This window comes from Streptomyces sp. GESEQ-4, assembly GCF_017948455.1.
Lineage (GTDB): Bacteria > Actinomycetota > Actinomycetes > Streptomycetales > Streptomycetaceae > Streptomyces.
Genome location: NZ_JAFFSU010000020.1, coordinates 83536 through 99125, shown reverse-complemented (window position 1 = coordinate 99125; position 15590 = coordinate 83536). Strand labels below are relative to the sequence as shown.

Sequence of the window (15590 nt, the reverse complement as noted above, 5' to 3'; positions counted from 1 at the left end):
GTGGTTCAGGGTGTGACGGCCTTGCCTGGGGCACCGATCTGCTGGGCGGCACGGACCACGGCGGCACGCCGACGGGCACGTTCATCGAGGTCGTCCGTGCCGCTTCCGGACAGCATCCGGGCGATCTGCGGAGCCGCTGACCAGTAGCTCGCCAGCGCTATGACCAGGAAGACGAGATGGGCAGGTTGCACGGTGTCGTCGAGCAGCCCTGCCGCCTGCGCCGCGGCCATGGCCGCGGTCTTGCCGGCATACAGCTCGCTGCGGGCGCTCTCGTCCTGGACGGCGCCGGAGTCCGACAGTCCCTCCCACAACACCAGCCGGGCCAGGTCGGGATGTTCCTGCTGGTAGTCGAACGTCCGCCCGGCGAACTCTCCGAGATCCGCTGCGCAGTTGATGTCCAGCGGCACAGCGTCGGCGATCTTGTCCAACTCGGTGCAGATCACCGCTGAGAACAACTTCGACTTGTTGCCGAAGTAGTTGTAGATCCGCTCCCGGTTGACTCCCGCGCGCTTGGCGATCCGGTCGATGTTCGTTCCGTCGGGACCCTGCGCGGCGAACTCGGCCAACGCCGCCTCATGAATCCGGCGCTTAGTGCCTTCAATATCCCAGGCCATCTCCACACCATAACACCAACACCAACGTTGCAGTTGGAGTCAGTAGTCGCTACCCCGTGCCCCAGAAGCACCGCTGGCCATCCCGTCGCTACCGTACGAGTGGTGTCACCAGGGGCTATCCCGGCCGTCAAGTCGCGCCCGCTGCACCAGGTGATGCTGCGAAGGTGCAGGCTAGCGCCGTTACCGCGACTTCAAAGGCCCCCTCGCGGTCGCCCCGGTCTTCGTGCAGCACAACCGGCGCGTCGCCGCCCTGATCCAGGTCATCTGCCTGGCCCTGCTCGTCTTCTGCCTCATCGAACGGCAGGTCAGACGCGCACTGGGCCCAGAGCAGACCATGACCGGCCTCTATCCCGACAACCGCCGGATCCGTCCCACCGGCCGCGTGATCTTCTACCACCTCGCCGAACTCACCCTGCGCATCGGCAGCGTCACCGACCCGCCCACCGTCCAGATCACCCGCGGCGTCCAACTCCACCTCCTCGACCTCCTGACACCGACATCACACGAACCCGCTGGCCACAGATCTAAAACAGCGACCTGCGAAGTCCGGGCCTAGTTGGCGGTTTCCGGTCGGTACCCCGGAAGCACTTGCCGTGTTCAATCGCTCATATCGCGTCACGAACGGACAGGGCCCCACACCTCAGGAGGCACCGTGATTTCCGCTCCCGAACCCGGACTGACCGAACGCGACATCATCGAACGGGCCGCAGCGCTCCGGCCCGCGCTGCTCGAACGCCAGCCGGAGACCGAACGGTTGACGCACTACCCGAAGGACACCCACGACGACTTCCTGCGGGCCGGCTTCTACCGGATCCTCCAGCCGCGGCGGTACGGCGGCTACGAGTTCGCCCTGCCCGTGTTCTACCGCGTGGTCACCGAAATCGCCCGCGGCTGCCCCTCCACCGGCTGGGCCCTGTCCCTCACCGCCGCGCACGTTCTCCAGGTCGCCTCGGTCTTCGAGGAACAGGCGCAGGACGAGATCTTCGGTGCCGACGGCGACTTCCGGGCGGCGTCCACGGTCATGCCCATCGGCGTCGCACAGCCAGACGGCGACGGCCGGATCGTCCTCGACGGCACCTGGCCGTACTCCTCCGGCGCGCCCTACTCCACGCACTACGTCGGCCAGACCCTGCGCGCCCCCGAGAAGCCCGGCGACCCGCCGGGACCGCCGGTGCTGTTCGTCGCCCCGCGCTCGGTGTGGACGGTCCTGGACGACTGGTACGGCGTGCTCGGCCTGCGCGGCAGCGGATCCAACAGCATCCACATGGAACAGGCCCGCATCCCCGCGTACTGCACGATCGAGGCGAGCCTGCTCGACCTGCCGGTGGAGGGCGGCAGCACCGGATCACGGCTGCACGGCAACCCCATGTACGCCGGGCGCGCGCCGAGCTTCTTCCACGGTGAGCTGGCCGCCATCATGGTCGGCACCGCGCACGCCGCCGCCGACGAGTACGCCCGGATCCTCGCCGCCCGTCCCCTCGCCCTGGAACCCGACCGCACCCGGTCCGAACTCCACGACTACCAGCGGCACTTGGGCGAGGCGCTCGGCGTCGTCCACACGGCCGAAGCCGCGCTGCGCCGCACCGCCGAGGACTGGATGGAGACCTGCCATCGCAACGCCACCGGCGAGGCCCCCTTCACCGTCGCCGAGGACAACCGGCTCGCGCTGATGTTCCTGAACGCCGGGCGCATGGTCTGGGACGTACTCCAGGGGATCCTCTTCCGCACGGCCGGCTCCCGGTACGCCCGCGACGGGGAGCGGATGCAGCGCTACTTCCGGGACGCGGCCACGTACTGGACCCATGTCGGCCCGAGCATGGCCGAGCCGCTGTACCGGCGCGTCGGCTGCGACCGCCTGGGCCTGCCCTCGGACCACATCCCGCTGATCCCCTGATCCCGAATGAATGCGCTGCTCCGGATGGGGTACGCGAGCAGAGCCCGGATCTCTTCCGAACAGGCCCGTACGACCGCCGCTACCAGGGAAGCTGCCATGGAGACACCCCGCACCCCCGCCACCGCGGCCCAGCACGCGCTGGACGTGCTGGCCCAGAACACCGAGGACACGGCGGCGCTGGACGCGCTCGCGAGCAGCGACGTGCTCGTGCCCGTGCCCGACGACGTCAGCGACGAGGACGCGACCGATCCCGGCGCCGTGGCGCTACCGGTCATCGAGCATCCGGGAGGCGAACCGACCGTGCCCGTGTTCACCTCGGAACCGGAGTTGGCCGGGCTGCTGCCGTTCGTCTCCCGCTACCGGCTGGTACCGCTGGGTGCCCTCGCCGCACAGTGGCCCACCGACGACCTGGCCCTCACCATCGACGGGGCCTCCCAGCACCCGCTCACGCTCACCTCGGAGGGGGTACGCACCCTGCTGGCCCGCCCGTGAGCGGGGCACCTCGCTGAAGAACGCCATCGGCGACATCCCCACGTACTTGCGGAACGCCTCACGCACTGGCCCGCGCCTCAGCCGCCCAGCATCCGGGCCAGCACCGCCCGCTGCAGCGGCAGTACCTCCGCGTGCAGGTCGCGGCCCTTGGCGGTCAGGGCGACCCAGACGCCGCGTCGGTCCTCTATGCAGACCGAGCGCTCCACCAGGCCGTCCTTCTCCAGTCGGCCGATGAGCCGGGACAGTGCGCTCTGGCTGAGATGGACCCGGCCGGCGAGGTTCTGCACCCGGCACTGGTCGCCCTCCTCGGGCGAGGCGGAGGCGAGGATGTCGATGACCTCGAAATCGCTCGCCCCGAGCCCGTGCGGGTGCAGGACTCGGTCGATCTCGCACATCGTGCGCGCGTGCACCGACAGGATGTCCCGCCAGCGTTCCTCGAGCCGGGCCTCGGCCGTGTCGACTGCCATACACCCAATGTTAATGCACATGCATCAACACTTGAACGGCACTCGAAGCCGGCTCAGGCAGGATCCTGAAGGAGCCCGACCAGGTTCCCGTCCGCGTCCTTCACGAAGGCGATGAGCCGCCCGCCGCCGACGTCGTTGACGTCCTGGAGCAGCTCCGCACCGGCGTCCAGCAGGGCCGCGAGGCGGGCCCGGATGTCGGTCACGGTCCAGTAGGGCACCGGTCCGGTCATGCCCTTGGCGTGCCCGTTCGGGTCTAGACCGACGTCCTGGCCGGCGGCCTTGAAGCCGACGTAGTAGGGCCCGTCGGCGTACGGCTCCACCTCCAGCAGCGCGCTGAACAGGGCCTTCGCCCGGGCGATGTCCTTGACGGGGTAGATGATCGTGTTGACACCGGTGGTCATGGCGGACTCCTCCGTGAAGCGTGACCCGACGACTCGCGCCGGGTTCGCGCCGACGGCTTTTCGGCGCTGATGTCACGCTAGGACGGGGGAGCGGCGGGTGGCTTCTCGGATCCTGACCGGTCCTGACCGGTCGTGCCTGGATCCCGACTGGTTGCTCCGCTCCGCCGTTACGTGGGTTACGTGGACTCCCGCTTCACCAGCTCCGTCGGCAGGATCACCGCCGCCGGGTCCTCGCCCCCGATCTGGGCGAGCAGCACCCGCACCATCTCGTTGCTGATGCGGTCGTAGGGCTGCCGGATCGTGGTGAGGGCGGGGGTGGACTCCGTCGCGGCCGTGGAGTCGTCGAAGCCGCCAACGGACACGTCCTCGGGAACCCGGCGGCCCGACCGGCGCAGCGCTGTCAGGGCGCCCTGGGCCATCAGGTCGGAGGCCACGAACACGGCGTCCATGTCCGGGGCCCGCGCCAGCAGTCGTTCGGCGCCGGCCTCGCCGCTGGCCCGGCTGTAGTCGCCGGAGACGATAAGGCGCTCGTCGATCTCGACGCCCGCCTCGGTGAGCACCTCCTTGTACCCGGCGAGACGGTCGACACCGCCCGGGCTGTCCAGCGGACCCGTCACGACACCGATGCGACGGCGGCCCAGCGACAGCAGATGGCGCACCATGTCCCGCGCGCCGTCCCGGTCGTCGGCGGCCACGTAACTCACCTTGGAGCCGCGCCCCATGGGCTTGCCGCACTGGACGAGGGGGACCCCCGCCTGGCGCAGTTCCTCGGCGACCGGGTCGGCGGAGTGACTGGACACCAGCAGCACGCCGTCGACGTGACCGGCCGTGATGTACCGCGTGATCCGGCGCCGCTCGTCCTCCGTGCCGGCCAGCATCAGCAGCAGCGGGATGTCGTGCGAGGCCAGCGCCTGGGTGCAACACCGCAGCAGGACATTGAAGTTGGGGTCCTCGAAGAGCTTCTCCTGCGGCTCCGTCAGCAGAAAGCCGATCGAGTCCGAACGCCCCGTGATCAGCGAGCGGGCGTGCCGGTTGACGACGTAACCCGTCTTGCGGATCGCGGCGTTGACCGCCTCCTGGGCGGTGGGGCTGACGTAGTGCCCGCCGTTGAGCACTCGCGAGACGGTGCCCCGGGAGACCCCTGCCTCGCGCGCCACGTCATGGATCGTCGGCGGTTTGCGCCGGCCCCCGTTGCTCATGGTCATGACTTTACGGCTCCGGAGAGCAGATCGAGGCTCCAGAACCGCTGGATGACCAGGAAGAGAGCGACCAGCGGGATGACCGCGAGAAGGGCGCCGGTGATCACCAGGGTGTACAGCGCCGGGGTGTTCGCGCCCTGCTCCAGGAGCGTGTACAGACCGAGCGTGATCGGGAACTTCTCGTCGTCGCTGAGCATGATGAACGGCAGCAGGAAGTTGTTCCACACGGCCACGAACTGGAACAGGAACACCGTCACCAGTCCCGGCACCATCATCGGCAGCGCGACCCGGGTGAAGATCCGCCACTCGCCCGCCCCGTCCATCCGCCCGGCCTCGACCACATCGGTCGGCACGGCGGCGGTGGCGTAGATCCGGGCCAGATAGACGCCGTACGGCGACAGGACCAGCGGCAGCAGCACGGACAGGTACGAGTCCGTGAGGTCGGCCTTCGCCAGCAGCAGGTACTGCGGGATGGCGAGGATCACCGGCGGCATCAGCACGCCCGCGAGCAGCACGTTGAAGACCGTCTCCCGGCCGCGGAAGCGGTAGATCGCCAGCGCGTAGCCGCTGAACGCGGATACGACCGTCGACAGCAGGGCGCCGAGGCCCGCGTACAGCGCGGAGTTGCCCAACCACGTCCAGTAGACGCCGTCGCGATAGGCGTTGAGGTCCTTGATGTTGTCGGCGAAGCCGCTGCCCGGCAGGAACGTGAACGTGGAGAACAGCTCGCTGCCGGACTTGGTGGCCGCGATCACCACCCACGCGACGGGCAGCAGACAGTAGATCGCGCCGATCAGCAGCGTGATCGTCGGCACGAGCGCGATACGGCGGCGCAGCGGCGGGCCCTGGGCGGTGCCGGGTGTGGTGCCGGCGGCCGGCGAGGCCTTGCGGACGGCAAGAGAACTCATCGTGCTGCCTCCTGCTTGGTACGACGGTTCGCGGCCCGCAGGAAGCCGAAGGACAGGACGAGGGTGGCGAGCGCGATCAGGGTCGCCTGGGCGGCGGCCGCGTAGATGTCGCCCTTGCCGAAGGCGTCCTGGTACACCTTCATCAGCGGACTCCAGGTCGTGGACACGGAGTTGGTGAGCGGCTTGAGGGTGGTCGGCTCGTTGAAGACCTGGAGCGTCGCGATGATCGAGAAGAAGAAGGTGAGCACCAGCGAGGGCGCCACCATCGGGATCTTGATCCTCAGCGCGGTCTGCAGCGGCGTGGCGCCGTCCAGCTTCGCCGCCTCGTACACCTCGACCGGGATGGCTTGCAGCGAGGTGTAGATGACGATCATGTTGAAGCCGGTGCCGCCCCACACCGCGATGTTCGACAGGGCGAGATACAGCGGACCGCCGTCCAGCAGATCCGGCTGCGGCAGCCCCAGCCTGTCGAGCACGAAGTAGAAGGGACTGACGTCCGGCAGGTAGAGGAAGCCCCACAGCAGCGCCGCCACAACGCCGGGAATGGCGTACGGCAGGAAGATCGCGAGCCGGGTGAACGGGGCGAGCCGCACCTTGTCGGAGTCCAGCATCAGCGCGAACAGCAGGGCGAGGCCCAGCATCACCGGGACGACGATGCAGCCGTAGCCCAGCACACGCAGCGCGCCGTCCACGAGTTCGCTGTCGGTGAGCGCGTCGGTGTAGTTCTCCAGGCCGGCCCAGACCTCCGTACGGGCGCCGGAGCCGAGGCCCAGGCCCGAGACCTTCACCTTGCGGAAGCTGAGCCAGAGGGCGTAGCCGATGGGCAGCGCGAAGAACAGGAGGAACAGGATGACGGCGGGGAGGAGGAAAAAATAGGGGGCGCTTCGCGCTCGTTTGAGGGTGGTGGTGGGAGACGGGTGGGCGTACGGGGCCCCCTTGACCCCGTACGACGTCCGGCGTGCGCTGGTCACTCGGAGACTCCGAAGCCCTGCTTCTTCATGTCGGCGACCGTGTCGTCCTGCATCGTCTTCAGGGCGTCGGTGAAGTCGGACTTGTTCTTGGCGGCGGCGCCGAACGCGTCCTTGAAGGACGTGTAGGCGACGTTGACGTTCGGGCCCCACGCGGACGGCGCGGTGGTCTCCGCGATCTTGGCGGCCTGGGTGTAGAAGTCCGCCTGGTTGGAGAAGTAGTCCGGCGGGGTCTGGAAGGCGCCGCTGAGCTGGGCGGACGTGGAGGCGGGGTAGATGCCGCCTTCCTTGGCCAGGGCGTTGAGGGCTTCGCCGTCGGTGTTCAGCCAGGCGGCGAACTTCGCGGCGGCCTCCTTGTGCCGGGAGTCCGTGGTGACGCCGGTGGAGGAGCCGCCCCAGCTGCCGGTGACGTTCTCGCTGGCGGACCACTGGGGGAGCGGGGCCATGGCCCACTTGCCCTTGGTGTCGGGTGCGGCCGTGGTCAGCGTGCCCGGCGCCCACACCGCGGAGACCCAGGCGATCTGCTTGCCGGTGTTCAGCGCCTTGTTCCAGGCCGGCGTGTACATCGGCTGGTTGTCGATCGCACCCTCCTTGACGAGGCCGCCCCAGAAGTCGGCGACCTTCTGGGTCGCCGCGTCGTCGATGCCGACCTTCCACTTCTCGCCCTCGGTGGTCCACCACTTGGCGCCCGCCTGCTGGGCGAGGCCCGCGAAGAGGCCGGAGTCGTTGGCGGAGAAGGTGGTGAGGTCGGTGTCCGGGGACTTCTTCTTCAGCGCGCGGGCCGTCTCGGCGAACTCGTCCCAGGTGGTGGGGACCTGCAGGCCGTACTTCTTGAAGAGGTCCTCGCGGTAGTAGAACATCATCGGCCCGATGTCCTGCGGGACCGCGTAGACCGCGTCCGTGCCCAGCGTGGTCTGCTGCCAGACGCCCTCGGCGAACTTGCCCTTCGCGTCGCCGACTTCACCGGAGATGTCCGCGAGCGCGTCATTGCTGACCAGTGTCGGCAGCGCCTGGTACTCGGCCTGCACCAGGTCGGGCGCCTTGCCCGCCTTGTGCGCGGTGAGGATCTTGGTGACCAGGGTGTCGCCGGACGCCTGCTTCTTCACCGTGACGGTGATCTGGTCCTTCTTGCCCTGGCCCTTGTTCCACAGGTCGACGACCTTGTCCATGCCGGGCGTCCAGGTCCAGTACGTCAGTGAGACCGGCCCCGATTCGGTCCCGCTGTCGTCGTCGGACGAGCCGCAGGCGGCGAGGGCGGTCGCGCCGAGGGCGACGGCCACGGTGGTGGCTGCACTTCTGACAAAGAGCCGCCGGCGCTTCGTGTTGGGCATGGATCTCTCCCCTGACCAGGGTCCTCGCCCGTCGCGAAGACCTGCCATGCTTCTGTGAGCGTTCACAGTAGAGAAACATCCTGGACACTTGTCAATGGTTGTTGCTGTGCGGTTATGTTGGGCTCGCACCGCCGACGCTGTGTGTGCACGTTCCCAGATGTTCGACCAAAACGGGAGAGATCCATGCCGGAGACCACCCCCAGGGGCCTCACCAGGCTCGCCTTCGGTGGGGACTACAACCCCGAGCAGTGGCCGGAAAGCGTCTGGCACGAGGACGTCCGGCTGATGCGGGAGGCCGGCGTCACCATGGTGAGCGTCGGGATCTTCTCCTGGGCGCTGCTGGAGCCCTCACCCGGGGAGTACGACTTCGGCTGGCTCGACCGTCTGCTCGACCTGCTGCACGAGAACGGCATCCGCGCCGACCTGGGCACACCCACCGTGGCCCCGCCCGCCTGGTTCTACCGGGCCCACCCCGACGCCCTGCCGGTGACCGCGGAGGGCGTGCGTTACGAGTTCGGCTCCCGCGCGGCCATCTGTCACAGCAACGCCGACTACCGCACCGCCGCCGCCGACATCACCACACAGCTCGCCGAGCGCTACGGCGACCACCCCGCGCTGGCGATGTGGCACGTGCACAACGAGTACGGCGTCCCGGTCTCGGCCTGCTACTGCGACTCCTGCGCCACCCACTTCCGCCGCTGGCTGGCGACGACGTACCAGACGGTCGACGGGGTCAACGAGGCCTGGGGGACGGCCTTCTGGGGCCAGCGCTACGCGGACTTCGAGCAGATCAACCCGCCGCGGCTCGCGCCCACGGTCGGCAACCCGGCCCAGGCGCTGGACTACAAGCGGTTCGCCGACGCCACCATGCGCGAGAACTTCGTGATGGAGCGGGACATCCTGCACCGGCTGTCACCCGGCGTCCCGGTCACGACGAACTTCATGACCGCGCTCAGCCAGTGCGACTCCGTCGACTACTGGGCCTGGGGCCGTGAGGTCGACATCGTCACCAACGACCACTATCTGATCACCGACGGCCGCCGCACCCACGTCAACCTGGCGATGGCCGCCGACCTCACCCGCTCCGTCGCCGACGGGGCTCCCTGGCTGCTGCTCGAGCACTCCACGTCGGGTGTCAACTGGCAGGCCCGCAACCCCGCGAAGGCCCCCGGCCAGATGGCCCGCAACTCGCTCGCGCACGTCGCCCGGGGCTCCGACGGCGCCCTGTTCTTCCAGTGGCGGCAGTCCCGGCGCGGCGCCGAGAAGTTCCACTCGGCGATGCTGCCGCACGGCGGCACCGAGACCCGCGTCTGGCGCGAGGTCGTCGAACTCGGCGCCTCCATCGACTCGTTGAGCCCGTTGCGCGGCACCCGCACCCAGGCCGACGTCGCCGTCCTGTGGGACTGGCACTCCTGGTGGGCGCAGAACCTCCAGTGGCGCCCCACCGAGGACCACGACGCGCGCGAACGCGCCGACTCCTTCTACGAGGCTCTGTACGACCGCCACCTCACGGTCGACTTCGCCCACCCGGAAGCCGACTTGTCGAGGTATCCCCTTGTCGTCGTCCCCGCCCTGTACCTGATGACGGAGGCCGCCGGGCACAATGTGCGCGCGTACGTCGAGAACGGCGGCACCCTCGTCGTGTCGTACTTCTCCGGCATCGTCGACGAGCACGACGCCGTGCACGAAGGCGCCTACCCGGGCGCGCTCAGGGACGTCCTCGGCCTGACCGTCGAGGAGTTCTCACCGCTTCTCCAGGGCGACACCGTCCGCATCACCGGCCCGGACGGCTCCGAACTCACCGGCGACGTCTGGACCGAGTTCGTGGTGCCGGGCGCCGCCGAGACCGTGTGGACGTACGCCGACGGCCTCACCGCCGGCCACCCGGCCGTCACCCGGCACCGCCTCGGCGAGGGCACCGCCTGGTACGTGTCGACCCGCCTCGACGCGCACGGCCTGGACGCCCTGCTCGGCTGGGCCACCGAGGACGCCCGGATCGCACCGCGCGCCGACCTGCCGCACGACGTCGAAGTGGTGCGCCGCACCGGCGAGTCGGGCACCTTCCTGTTCGCCATCAACCACAGCCCGTCCGACGCCAAGGTGCCGCTGGAGGCACACGGCACCGAACTGCTGACGGGCGAACGCGCCGCGGGCCGCCTCGCGGTCCCCGCGGGAGCCGTACGGGTCGTACGACTCGACGGCTGAGCCGACTCCCCTCCGCCCGCGCGTGCCACGAGCCGCGGGCGGAGGGGACCCCTCACCTCCCCGGCGAGGGGCACCCCAACCCCATTCATGTCGAAGGGACGACGGACGACGATGTTCCATCCCAGACGCACCCTGAGAGTCCTGCTGCTGCCGCTCGCAGCGGGCCTCGCCCTCACCGCCCTGCCCGCGCAGACTGCCCAGGCGGCGAGCACCCTCACCAACACCGGGTTCGAATCGGACGGCGGGGGAGCCGCCACGCCCGCCGGCTGGTCGGAGTACGGCTCGACCGGCGCCTCGTACGTCGAGTCCGGGGGCCACAGCGGGAGTTACCGGCTGAGCCACTACTCGTCCGCCGCCTACAAGGTGGAGACGTACCAGTACCTGTCCGGGCTGACCAACGGCAACCACAAGCTGACCGCCTGGGTCCGTTCGGGCGGCGGGCAGAACTCCGCGTACATAGCCCTGAAGAACTGCGGGAGTTCGGAGCAGCGCACCGACCTCCCGGTGTCCGCCAGTGGGTGGATCCGGATCGTCGTGCCGGTCAATGTGACGAACAACCAGTGCACGATCAGCATCAACAGTGACGCGAACGCGGGCAACTGGATCAATGTTGACGACCTGAGCTTCACATCGGGCACGTCCGGTACGTCGATCCATGGTGCCGACATCTCCTCGCTCGCCAAGAGCGAGGCCAAGGGCGGTGTCTACAAGAACAGCTCCGGCACGACCGGCGACGCCCTCGCCATCCTCAAGTCGTCCGGCATGAACTACGCGCGCCTGAAGGTCTGGGTCAACCCGGCCGACGGCTACAACAACAAGGCGCGTGTGCTGGCGACGGCCAAGCGCATCAAGGCCCAGGGCATGAAGCTGCTGGTCGACTTCCACTACTCGGACACCTGGGCCGACCCGGGCGCCCAGTCCAAGCCGAGCGCGTGGGCGGGCCACTCGTACAGCCAGCTCAGGACCGACGTGTACAACCACACGTACGACGTGTTGAACGCGTTGAAGGCGCAGGGCACCACCGCCGACATGGTCCAGGTGGGCAATGAGATCAACGGCGGCATGCTGTGGTCCGAGGGTTCCACGGACAACTGGACGCAGCTGGCCGGTCTGCTCAACTCCGGCTACGACGCCGTCAAGAAGGTCAACTCGTCCACCCCGGTGGCCCTGCACCTCGCCAAGGGCGGCGACCTGTCCGGCACCCGCTGGTGGTTCGACAGCGCGGTCGCCAGCGGCGTGAAGTTCGACGTGATCGGCCTGTCGTACTACGGCTACTGGCACGGCTCGCTCTACGACTTCCAGACGACCCTGGACGACGCGGCCTCCCGCTACGGCAAGCCGGTCTTCGTCGCCGAGACGGCCTATCCGTTCCGTCTCGACAGCGAGGACTCGCACGAGAACATCATCGACCTGGCCGGCGAGCTGGTCTCCGGCTACCCGGCCTCGGCCGCCGGGCAGACCCGGTGGATGAAGGACATCACCAGCATCGTGGAAGCCGTCCCGAACGGCCGTGGCCTCGGCGTCTTCTACTGGGAGGCGACCTGGACCGCGGTGAACGGCAACGGCTGGGACCCCACCGACGCTGCCTCCGGCAACGGCTGGGAGAACCAGGCCCTGTTCGGTTACGACGACAGGGCGCTCCCGGCGATGGCGTGGTTCAACCACCGTTGAGCCCGTGACGAAAGGGGCCCGGCCGCCGTGTGCGGCCGGGCCCCTGCCGTGTCCGGGCGACCGCGTAGGGAGCGCACGGGCGTTCGATGTCGGACAAACGTGGCGAAGTTCCGTACGGGGTGGTCTGGTCTGCGGAAGAGTGGGCACACGCGGTCCGAGGAGGCCAGGACGGAGGGGGCGCGATGTTGAGGACTCCCGTCAGTGAACGGCGGCTGGACATCCTGGAGTGGCTCAAGGACCCGGCCGCGCACTTCCCGCCGCAGCGGCACGGCGACCCCGTCGAGGACGGCGTCACCGCGACCGCCGTCGCCGCGAAGCTCGGCGTGTCCCGCTCGGTTGCGGAGACCCACCTCGGCCTGCTCACCGCCATCGGCCTGCTCCGCACCAAGAGGATCCGGCTGCGCACCTACTACCGGCGCGACGAGGTGCGGATCGCCGAGGTGGCGCGCATGTTCGAGAAGGGCTGGTAGCGGCGTACACCCCCCCCGACCGCGAAGGGCACGAACGCATGGACCGTCCCACCGCTCTCGTCCCCCGGCACTACGTCGCGATCGGCGGCCGTGGCCCCGAGGACGTGGTGGCCGATGCCCGCGGCCGGGTGCTGACCGGCGTCGAGGACGGCCGGATCCTGCGCATCGATCGTCTGACCGAGCCGTTCGCCGCGCGCGTCGAGGTCATCGCCGAGACCGGAGGCAGGCCCCTCGGCCTCGAACTCCTCCCGGACGACGCCCTGTTGGTGTGCGACGCCGTGCACGGGCTGCTCCGCGTCGGTCTCGCCGACGGGATCGTCCGTATCCTCGTCGACTCGGTGGCGGGGGAGCGGCTGCGGTTCTGCAGCAATGTGATCGCCCTCTCCGACGGCAGCGTCTGCTTCACCGTCTCCAGCCGCCGCTACCCCTTGGAGCACTGGATCGGCGATCTCGTCGAGCACACCGGAACAGGCCGTCTCCTGCGGCTGGCACCGGGCTCGGACACGCCCGAGGTACTGCTGGAAGGCCTCCAGTTCGCCAACGGGCTGGCCGCGAGCGGCGACGAGTCCTTCCTGGTCGTCGCGGAAACGGGTGCCTGCCGCCTCACGCGCTACTGGCTCACCGGGCCGAAGGCGGGACACTCCGAACCCTTCGCCGAGAACCTCCCCGGCATGCCCGACAACCTCTGGCGCGCCGGACCGGACGGACCGATGTGGGTGTCCCTGGCCGGACCGCGTGTCCCCCCGCTCGACCTGCTCCACCGCGCCACCCCCGCCGTGCGCCGCGCCGCCGCACGCCTCGCCGTGCGCGCCCCCTACCGTCCGACCGCGTGGGCGGGCGTCCTGGCGGTCGACGACGAGGGCACCGTCCTGCACCACCTCACCCGCCGCCGCTCCCGCTTCCGGATGGTCACCAGCGTCTGCGAGACCGACGGCCACCTGATCCTCGGCAGCCTGTGGGAGCGGGGCGTGGCCGTGTGTGAGGCACCGGTCACGAAGTGACCCGCGCGAACCGCCGGGGTTACCCTGGTCACCGGCCGCGCTGACTTCTCGCGGCACCGGCGGTGGGGCCCGCCGTACCCGAACCGCGGCACAGCTGCCGCCAACGGTCCCTACTTGCGACGACCGCATGCCCGGGTTCCGGCGAGTAGGAGACGTACGACATGGCAGCCCCCGAGTCCACCCCTCTCCGCACGTCACGGCGGGCCGGTCGGCACGGTCAGGCATCCGTCGTCGCCGTGGTCGCGCTCGGCGGGGCCATCGGCGCGGTCGCCCGGTATGCCGCCTCCCTGTGGTGGCCGACGCAGCCGGGCGGATTCCCCTGGGCGACCTTCTGGACCAATGTGATCGGCTGCGCCGTGATCGGCGTGTTCATGGTGGTGATCACCGAGGTGTGGTCCGCCCACCGCCTGGTGCGGCCCTTCTTCGGCACCGGGGTGCTCGGCGGCTTCACCACCTTCTCGACGTACGCCGTCGACATCCAGAAACTGGTCGACGCCGGCCACCTGAACACGGCGCTGGCCTACCTCGCCGGGACCCTGCTCGCGGCGCTCATGGCGGTGTGGCTCACGGCGACGGCGACCCGGCGCGTACTGCGAGGGATGCGGATCGGTAAACAGGGCGAATCGGACGTGAACGGTAAGAAGGCGTTGTGAACTGGCTGCTGGTCGTCGCGGGCGCCATGGTCGGTGCCCCGCTCCGCTACCTCACGGACCGCGCCGTGCGGTCCCGGCACGACTCGGTGTTTCCCTGGGGCACCTTCGTGGTGAACATCGCCGGGTGTCTGATCCTCGGCCTGGTGACCGGAGCCGCGAGTTCCCACGTTCAGCTGCTGCTCGGCACCGGTCTGTGCGGGGCGCTCACCACGTACTCGACCTTCTCGTACGAGACGCTGCGGCTGACGGAGACCGGGGCGGGGCTCTCGGCCGCCGCCAACGTCGCCGGGAGTGTGGTGGCCGGGCTGGGCGCCGCTTTCGCCGGGGTGTGGATCGCCCAGACGGTGTGGGTGTGACGCGCGGAACCACACTCGCGCGCGGTAACACTGGTCACCGCACTGTCGGTCACCTCGCCAGAAGTGGATCCCATGAGCGCCATCAACGTCGGTCAGGCCGTCGTCCTCGGAGCCATCGAGGGGGTGACCGAGTTTCTGCCCGTCTCCTCGACCGGCCATCTGAAGATCGCCGAGGGGCTGATGGGCATCCCCGTGGACGATGACGCCGTTGTCGGGTTCTCCGCCGTCATCCAGGTCGGCGCGATCGCGGCCGTGCTCGTGTACTTCTTCAAGGACATCGTGCGGATCATGACCGCCTGGTTCCGGGGCCTCGCCGACCGCGAGGAGCGCTACCACCACGACTACAAGTTCGCCTGGTGGGTGATCGTCGCGACGATCCCGATCGTGGTGGTGGGCCTGGCCGCGAAGCCCCTCATCCAGGGACCGCTGGCCTCCCTCTGGGTGGTCGCGGGCTCGCTGATCGTCGGCAGTGGCGTGATGTGGGCGGCGGATCAGATGGGGCGGCACAAGCGAGGGGAGGACGACACGTCCTTCAAGGACGCGATGCTCGTCGGGAGCTCGCAGATCCTCGCCCTGCTCTTCCCCGGCTTCTCACGCTCCGGCGCCACCATGTCCACCGCGCTGATGCTCGACCTCGACCGGGTGGCCGCCACCCGTCTGTCGTTCTTCCTCGGCATCCCCGCCCTGACCGGCGCCGGGATCTACGAGCTGAAGGACGCCCTCGGCACGGGCGCCGGCGCGGCCCCGCTGGTCGTCGGGACGCTGGTCTCCTTCGTCGTGGCCTACGCCTCGATCGCCTGGCTGCTGAAGTTCGTCGCCAAGCACTCATTCAATGCCTTCGTCATCTATCGCATCGTCGTGGGCCTGCTGCTGTTCGGTCTGCTCGGGACAGGCGTGCTGAACAGCTGACATGCCGGGGTGTGAGGTTTTCAGGCCTCACGCCCCTGAAATTCATCTTTC

The 15590-nt window shown here is 69.2% G+C and carries 17 protein-coding genes; 10 read left to right on the top strand and 7 right to left on the bottom strand.

Features of this window, described 5'->3' with window-relative positions:
* Positions 1-5: 5 nt before the first annotated feature.
* On the bottom strand, positions 6-614 hold the full coding sequence (locus KCH48_RS31150) for a TetR family transcriptional regulator (RefSeq protein WP_210578560.1): 609 nt from the start codon (positions 612-614) through the stop codon (positions 6-8).
* Positions 615-837: 223 nt separating this feature from the next.
* Here KCH48_RS31150 and KCH48_RS42510 point away from each other — a divergent pair, with 223 nt between their 5' ends.
* The 3 genes from KCH48_RS42510 (at position 838) to KCH48_RS31135 (ending at position 3000) form a co-directional block, all read left to right on the top strand.
* A complete protein-coding gene (locus KCH48_RS42510; RefSeq protein ID WP_246886140.1) occupies positions 838-1170 on the top strand; it encodes a hypothetical protein in 333 nt (110 codons plus the stop codon).
* A gap of 96 nt (positions 1171-1266) precedes the next feature.
* Entirely contained in the window at positions 1267-2508 is a 1242-nt protein-coding gene (locus tag KCH48_RS31140) for an acyl-CoA dehydrogenase family protein (protein ID WP_210578557.1), read from the top strand.
* A gap of 96 nt (positions 2509-2604) precedes the next feature.
* On the top strand, positions 2605-3000 hold the full coding sequence (locus tag KCH48_RS31135) for an SseB family protein (RefSeq protein ID WP_210578555.1): 396 nt from the start codon (positions 2605-2607) through the stop codon (positions 2998-3000).
* Between the two features lie 77 nt (positions 3001-3077).
* Here the strand turns inward: KCH48_RS31135 and KCH48_RS31130 are convergent, their stop codons facing one another.
* The 6 genes from KCH48_RS31130 to KCH48_RS31105 form a co-directional block, all read right to left on the bottom strand.
* Positions 3078-3467, bottom strand: a complete 390-nt coding sequence (locus KCH48_RS31130; protein WP_210578540.1) for a MarR family winged helix-turn-helix transcriptional regulator — start codon at positions 3465-3467, stop codon at positions 3078-3080.
* A 53-nt stretch (positions 3468-3520) separates the two neighbouring features.
* The gene (locus KCH48_RS31125; RefSeq protein ID WP_210578537.1) at positions 3521-3868 is read right to left on the bottom strand and encodes a VOC family protein; all 348 of its coding nucleotides are present in this window, start codon (positions 3866-3868) and stop codon (positions 3521-3523) included.
* A gap of 176 nt (positions 3869-4044) precedes the next feature.
* Positions 4045-5073 (bottom strand): LacI family DNA-binding transcriptional regulator, encoded by a 1029-nt coding sequence (locus KCH48_RS31120; protein WP_210578535.1) that lies wholly within the window; start codon positions 5071-5073, stop codon positions 4045-4047.
* Entirely contained in the window at positions 5070-5975 is a 906-nt protein-coding gene (locus KCH48_RS31115) for a carbohydrate ABC transporter permease (protein ID WP_210578533.1), read from the bottom strand. The genes KCH48_RS31120 and KCH48_RS31115 overlap by 4 nt, the downstream gene beginning before the upstream one ends.
* Positions 5972-6946, bottom strand: a complete 975-nt coding sequence (locus tag KCH48_RS31110) for a carbohydrate ABC transporter permease (RefSeq protein ID WP_210578531.1) — start codon at positions 6944-6946, stop codon at positions 5972-5974. The genes KCH48_RS31115 and KCH48_RS31110 overlap by 4 nt, the downstream gene beginning before the upstream one ends.
* A complete protein-coding gene (locus KCH48_RS31105) occupies positions 6943-8274 on the bottom strand; it encodes an ABC transporter substrate-binding protein (protein ID WP_210578529.1) in 1332 nt (443 codons plus the stop codon). The genes KCH48_RS31110 and KCH48_RS31105 overlap by 4 nt, the downstream gene beginning before the upstream one ends.
* Before the next feature lie 183 nt (positions 8275-8457).
* Here KCH48_RS31105 and KCH48_RS31100 point away from each other — a divergent pair, with 183 nt between their 5' ends.
* From KCH48_RS31100 to KCH48_RS31070, 7 genes are all read left to right on the top strand, one after another.
* Complete coding sequence (locus tag KCH48_RS31100) at positions 8458-10479, top strand: beta-galactosidase (protein WP_210578520.1); 2022 nt, start codon at positions 8458-8460, stop codon at positions 10477-10479.
* A gap of 111 nt (positions 10480-10590) precedes the next feature.
* On the top strand, positions 10591-12150 hold the full coding sequence (locus KCH48_RS31095) for an arabinogalactan endo-1,4-beta-galactosidase (protein ID WP_210578518.1): 1560 nt from the start codon (positions 10591-10593) through the stop codon (positions 12148-12150).
* A gap of 182 nt (positions 12151-12332) precedes the next feature.
* The gene (locus KCH48_RS31090; protein WP_210578516.1) at positions 12333-12620 is read left to right on the top strand and encodes a helix-turn-helix transcriptional regulator; all 288 of its coding nucleotides are present in this window, start codon (positions 12333-12335) and stop codon (positions 12618-12620) included.
* Between the two features lie 38 nt (positions 12621-12658).
* Positions 12659-13621, top strand: coding sequence for an SMP-30/gluconolactonase/LRE family protein (locus KCH48_RS31085; RefSeq protein ID WP_210578514.1), 963 nt, complete (start codon positions 12659-12661; stop codon positions 13619-13621).
* A gap of 161 nt (positions 13622-13782) precedes the next feature.
* Positions 13783-14274 (top strand): fluoride efflux transporter CrcB, encoded by a 492-nt coding sequence (gene crcB, locus KCH48_RS31080; protein WP_210578513.1) that lies wholly within the window; start codon positions 13783-13785, stop codon positions 14272-14274.
* Positions 14271-14630, top strand: a complete 360-nt coding sequence (crcB, locus tag KCH48_RS31075; protein WP_210578499.1) for a fluoride efflux transporter CrcB — start codon at positions 14271-14273, stop codon at positions 14628-14630. Before crcB (KCH48_RS31080) ends, crcB (KCH48_RS31075) begins: the two co-directional genes overlap by 4 nt.
* Before the next feature lie 72 nt (positions 14631-14702).
* Positions 14703-15539, top strand: a complete 837-nt coding sequence (locus KCH48_RS31070; RefSeq protein WP_210578497.1) for an undecaprenyl-diphosphate phosphatase — start codon at positions 14703-14705, stop codon at positions 15537-15539.
* The last annotated feature ends 51 nt before the right edge of the window (positions 15540-15590 follow it).

Coding starts and splice junctions, on each gene's coding strand:
- KCH48_RS31150 (WP_210578560.1), bottom strand. CDS start 614: ATGGCCTGGGATATTGAAGGCACTAAGCGCCGGATTCATGAGGCGGCG.
- KCH48_RS31135 (WP_210578555.1), top strand. CDS start 2,605: ATGGAGACACCCCGCACCCCCGCCACCGCGGCCCAGCACGCGCTGGAC.
- KCH48_RS31130 (WP_210578540.1), bottom strand. CDS start 3,467: ATGGCAGTCGACACGGCCGAGGCCCGGCTCGAGGAACGCTGGCGGGAC.
- KCH48_RS31125 (WP_210578537.1), bottom strand. CDS start 3,868: ATGACCACCGGTGTCAACACGATCATCTACCCCGTCAAGGACATCGCC.
- KCH48_RS31120 (WP_210578535.1), bottom strand. CDS start 5,073: ATGACCATGAGCAACGGGGGCCGGCGCAAACCGCCGACGATCCATGAC.
- KCH48_RS31115 (WP_210578533.1), bottom strand. CDS start 5,975: ATGAGTTCTCTTGCCGTCCGCAAGGCCTCGCCGGCCGCCGGCACCACA.
- KCH48_RS31105 (WP_210578529.1), bottom strand. CDS start 8,274: ATGCCCAACACGAAGCGCCGGCGGCTCTTTGTCAGAAGTGCAGCCACC.
- KCH48_RS31100 (WP_210578520.1), top strand. CDS start 8,458: ATGCCGGAGACCACCCCCAGGGGCCTCACCAGGCTCGCCTTCGGTGGG.
- KCH48_RS31095 (WP_210578518.1), top strand. CDS start 10,591: ATGTTCCATCCCAGACGCACCCTGAGAGTCCTGCTGCTGCCGCTCGCA.
- KCH48_RS31090 (WP_210578516.1), top strand. CDS start 12,333: ATGTTGAGGACTCCCGTCAGTGAACGGCGGCTGGACATCCTGGAGTGG.
- KCH48_RS31085 (WP_210578514.1), top strand. CDS start 12,659: ATGGACCGTCCCACCGCTCTCGTCCCCCGGCACTACGTCGCGATCGGC.
- crcB (WP_210578513.1), top strand. CDS start 13,783: ATGGCAGCCCCCGAGTCCACCCCTCTCCGCACGTCACGGCGGGCCGGT.
- KCH48_RS31070 (WP_210578497.1), top strand. CDS start 14,703: ATGAGCGCCATCAACGTCGGTCAGGCCGTCGTCCTCGGAGCCATCGAG.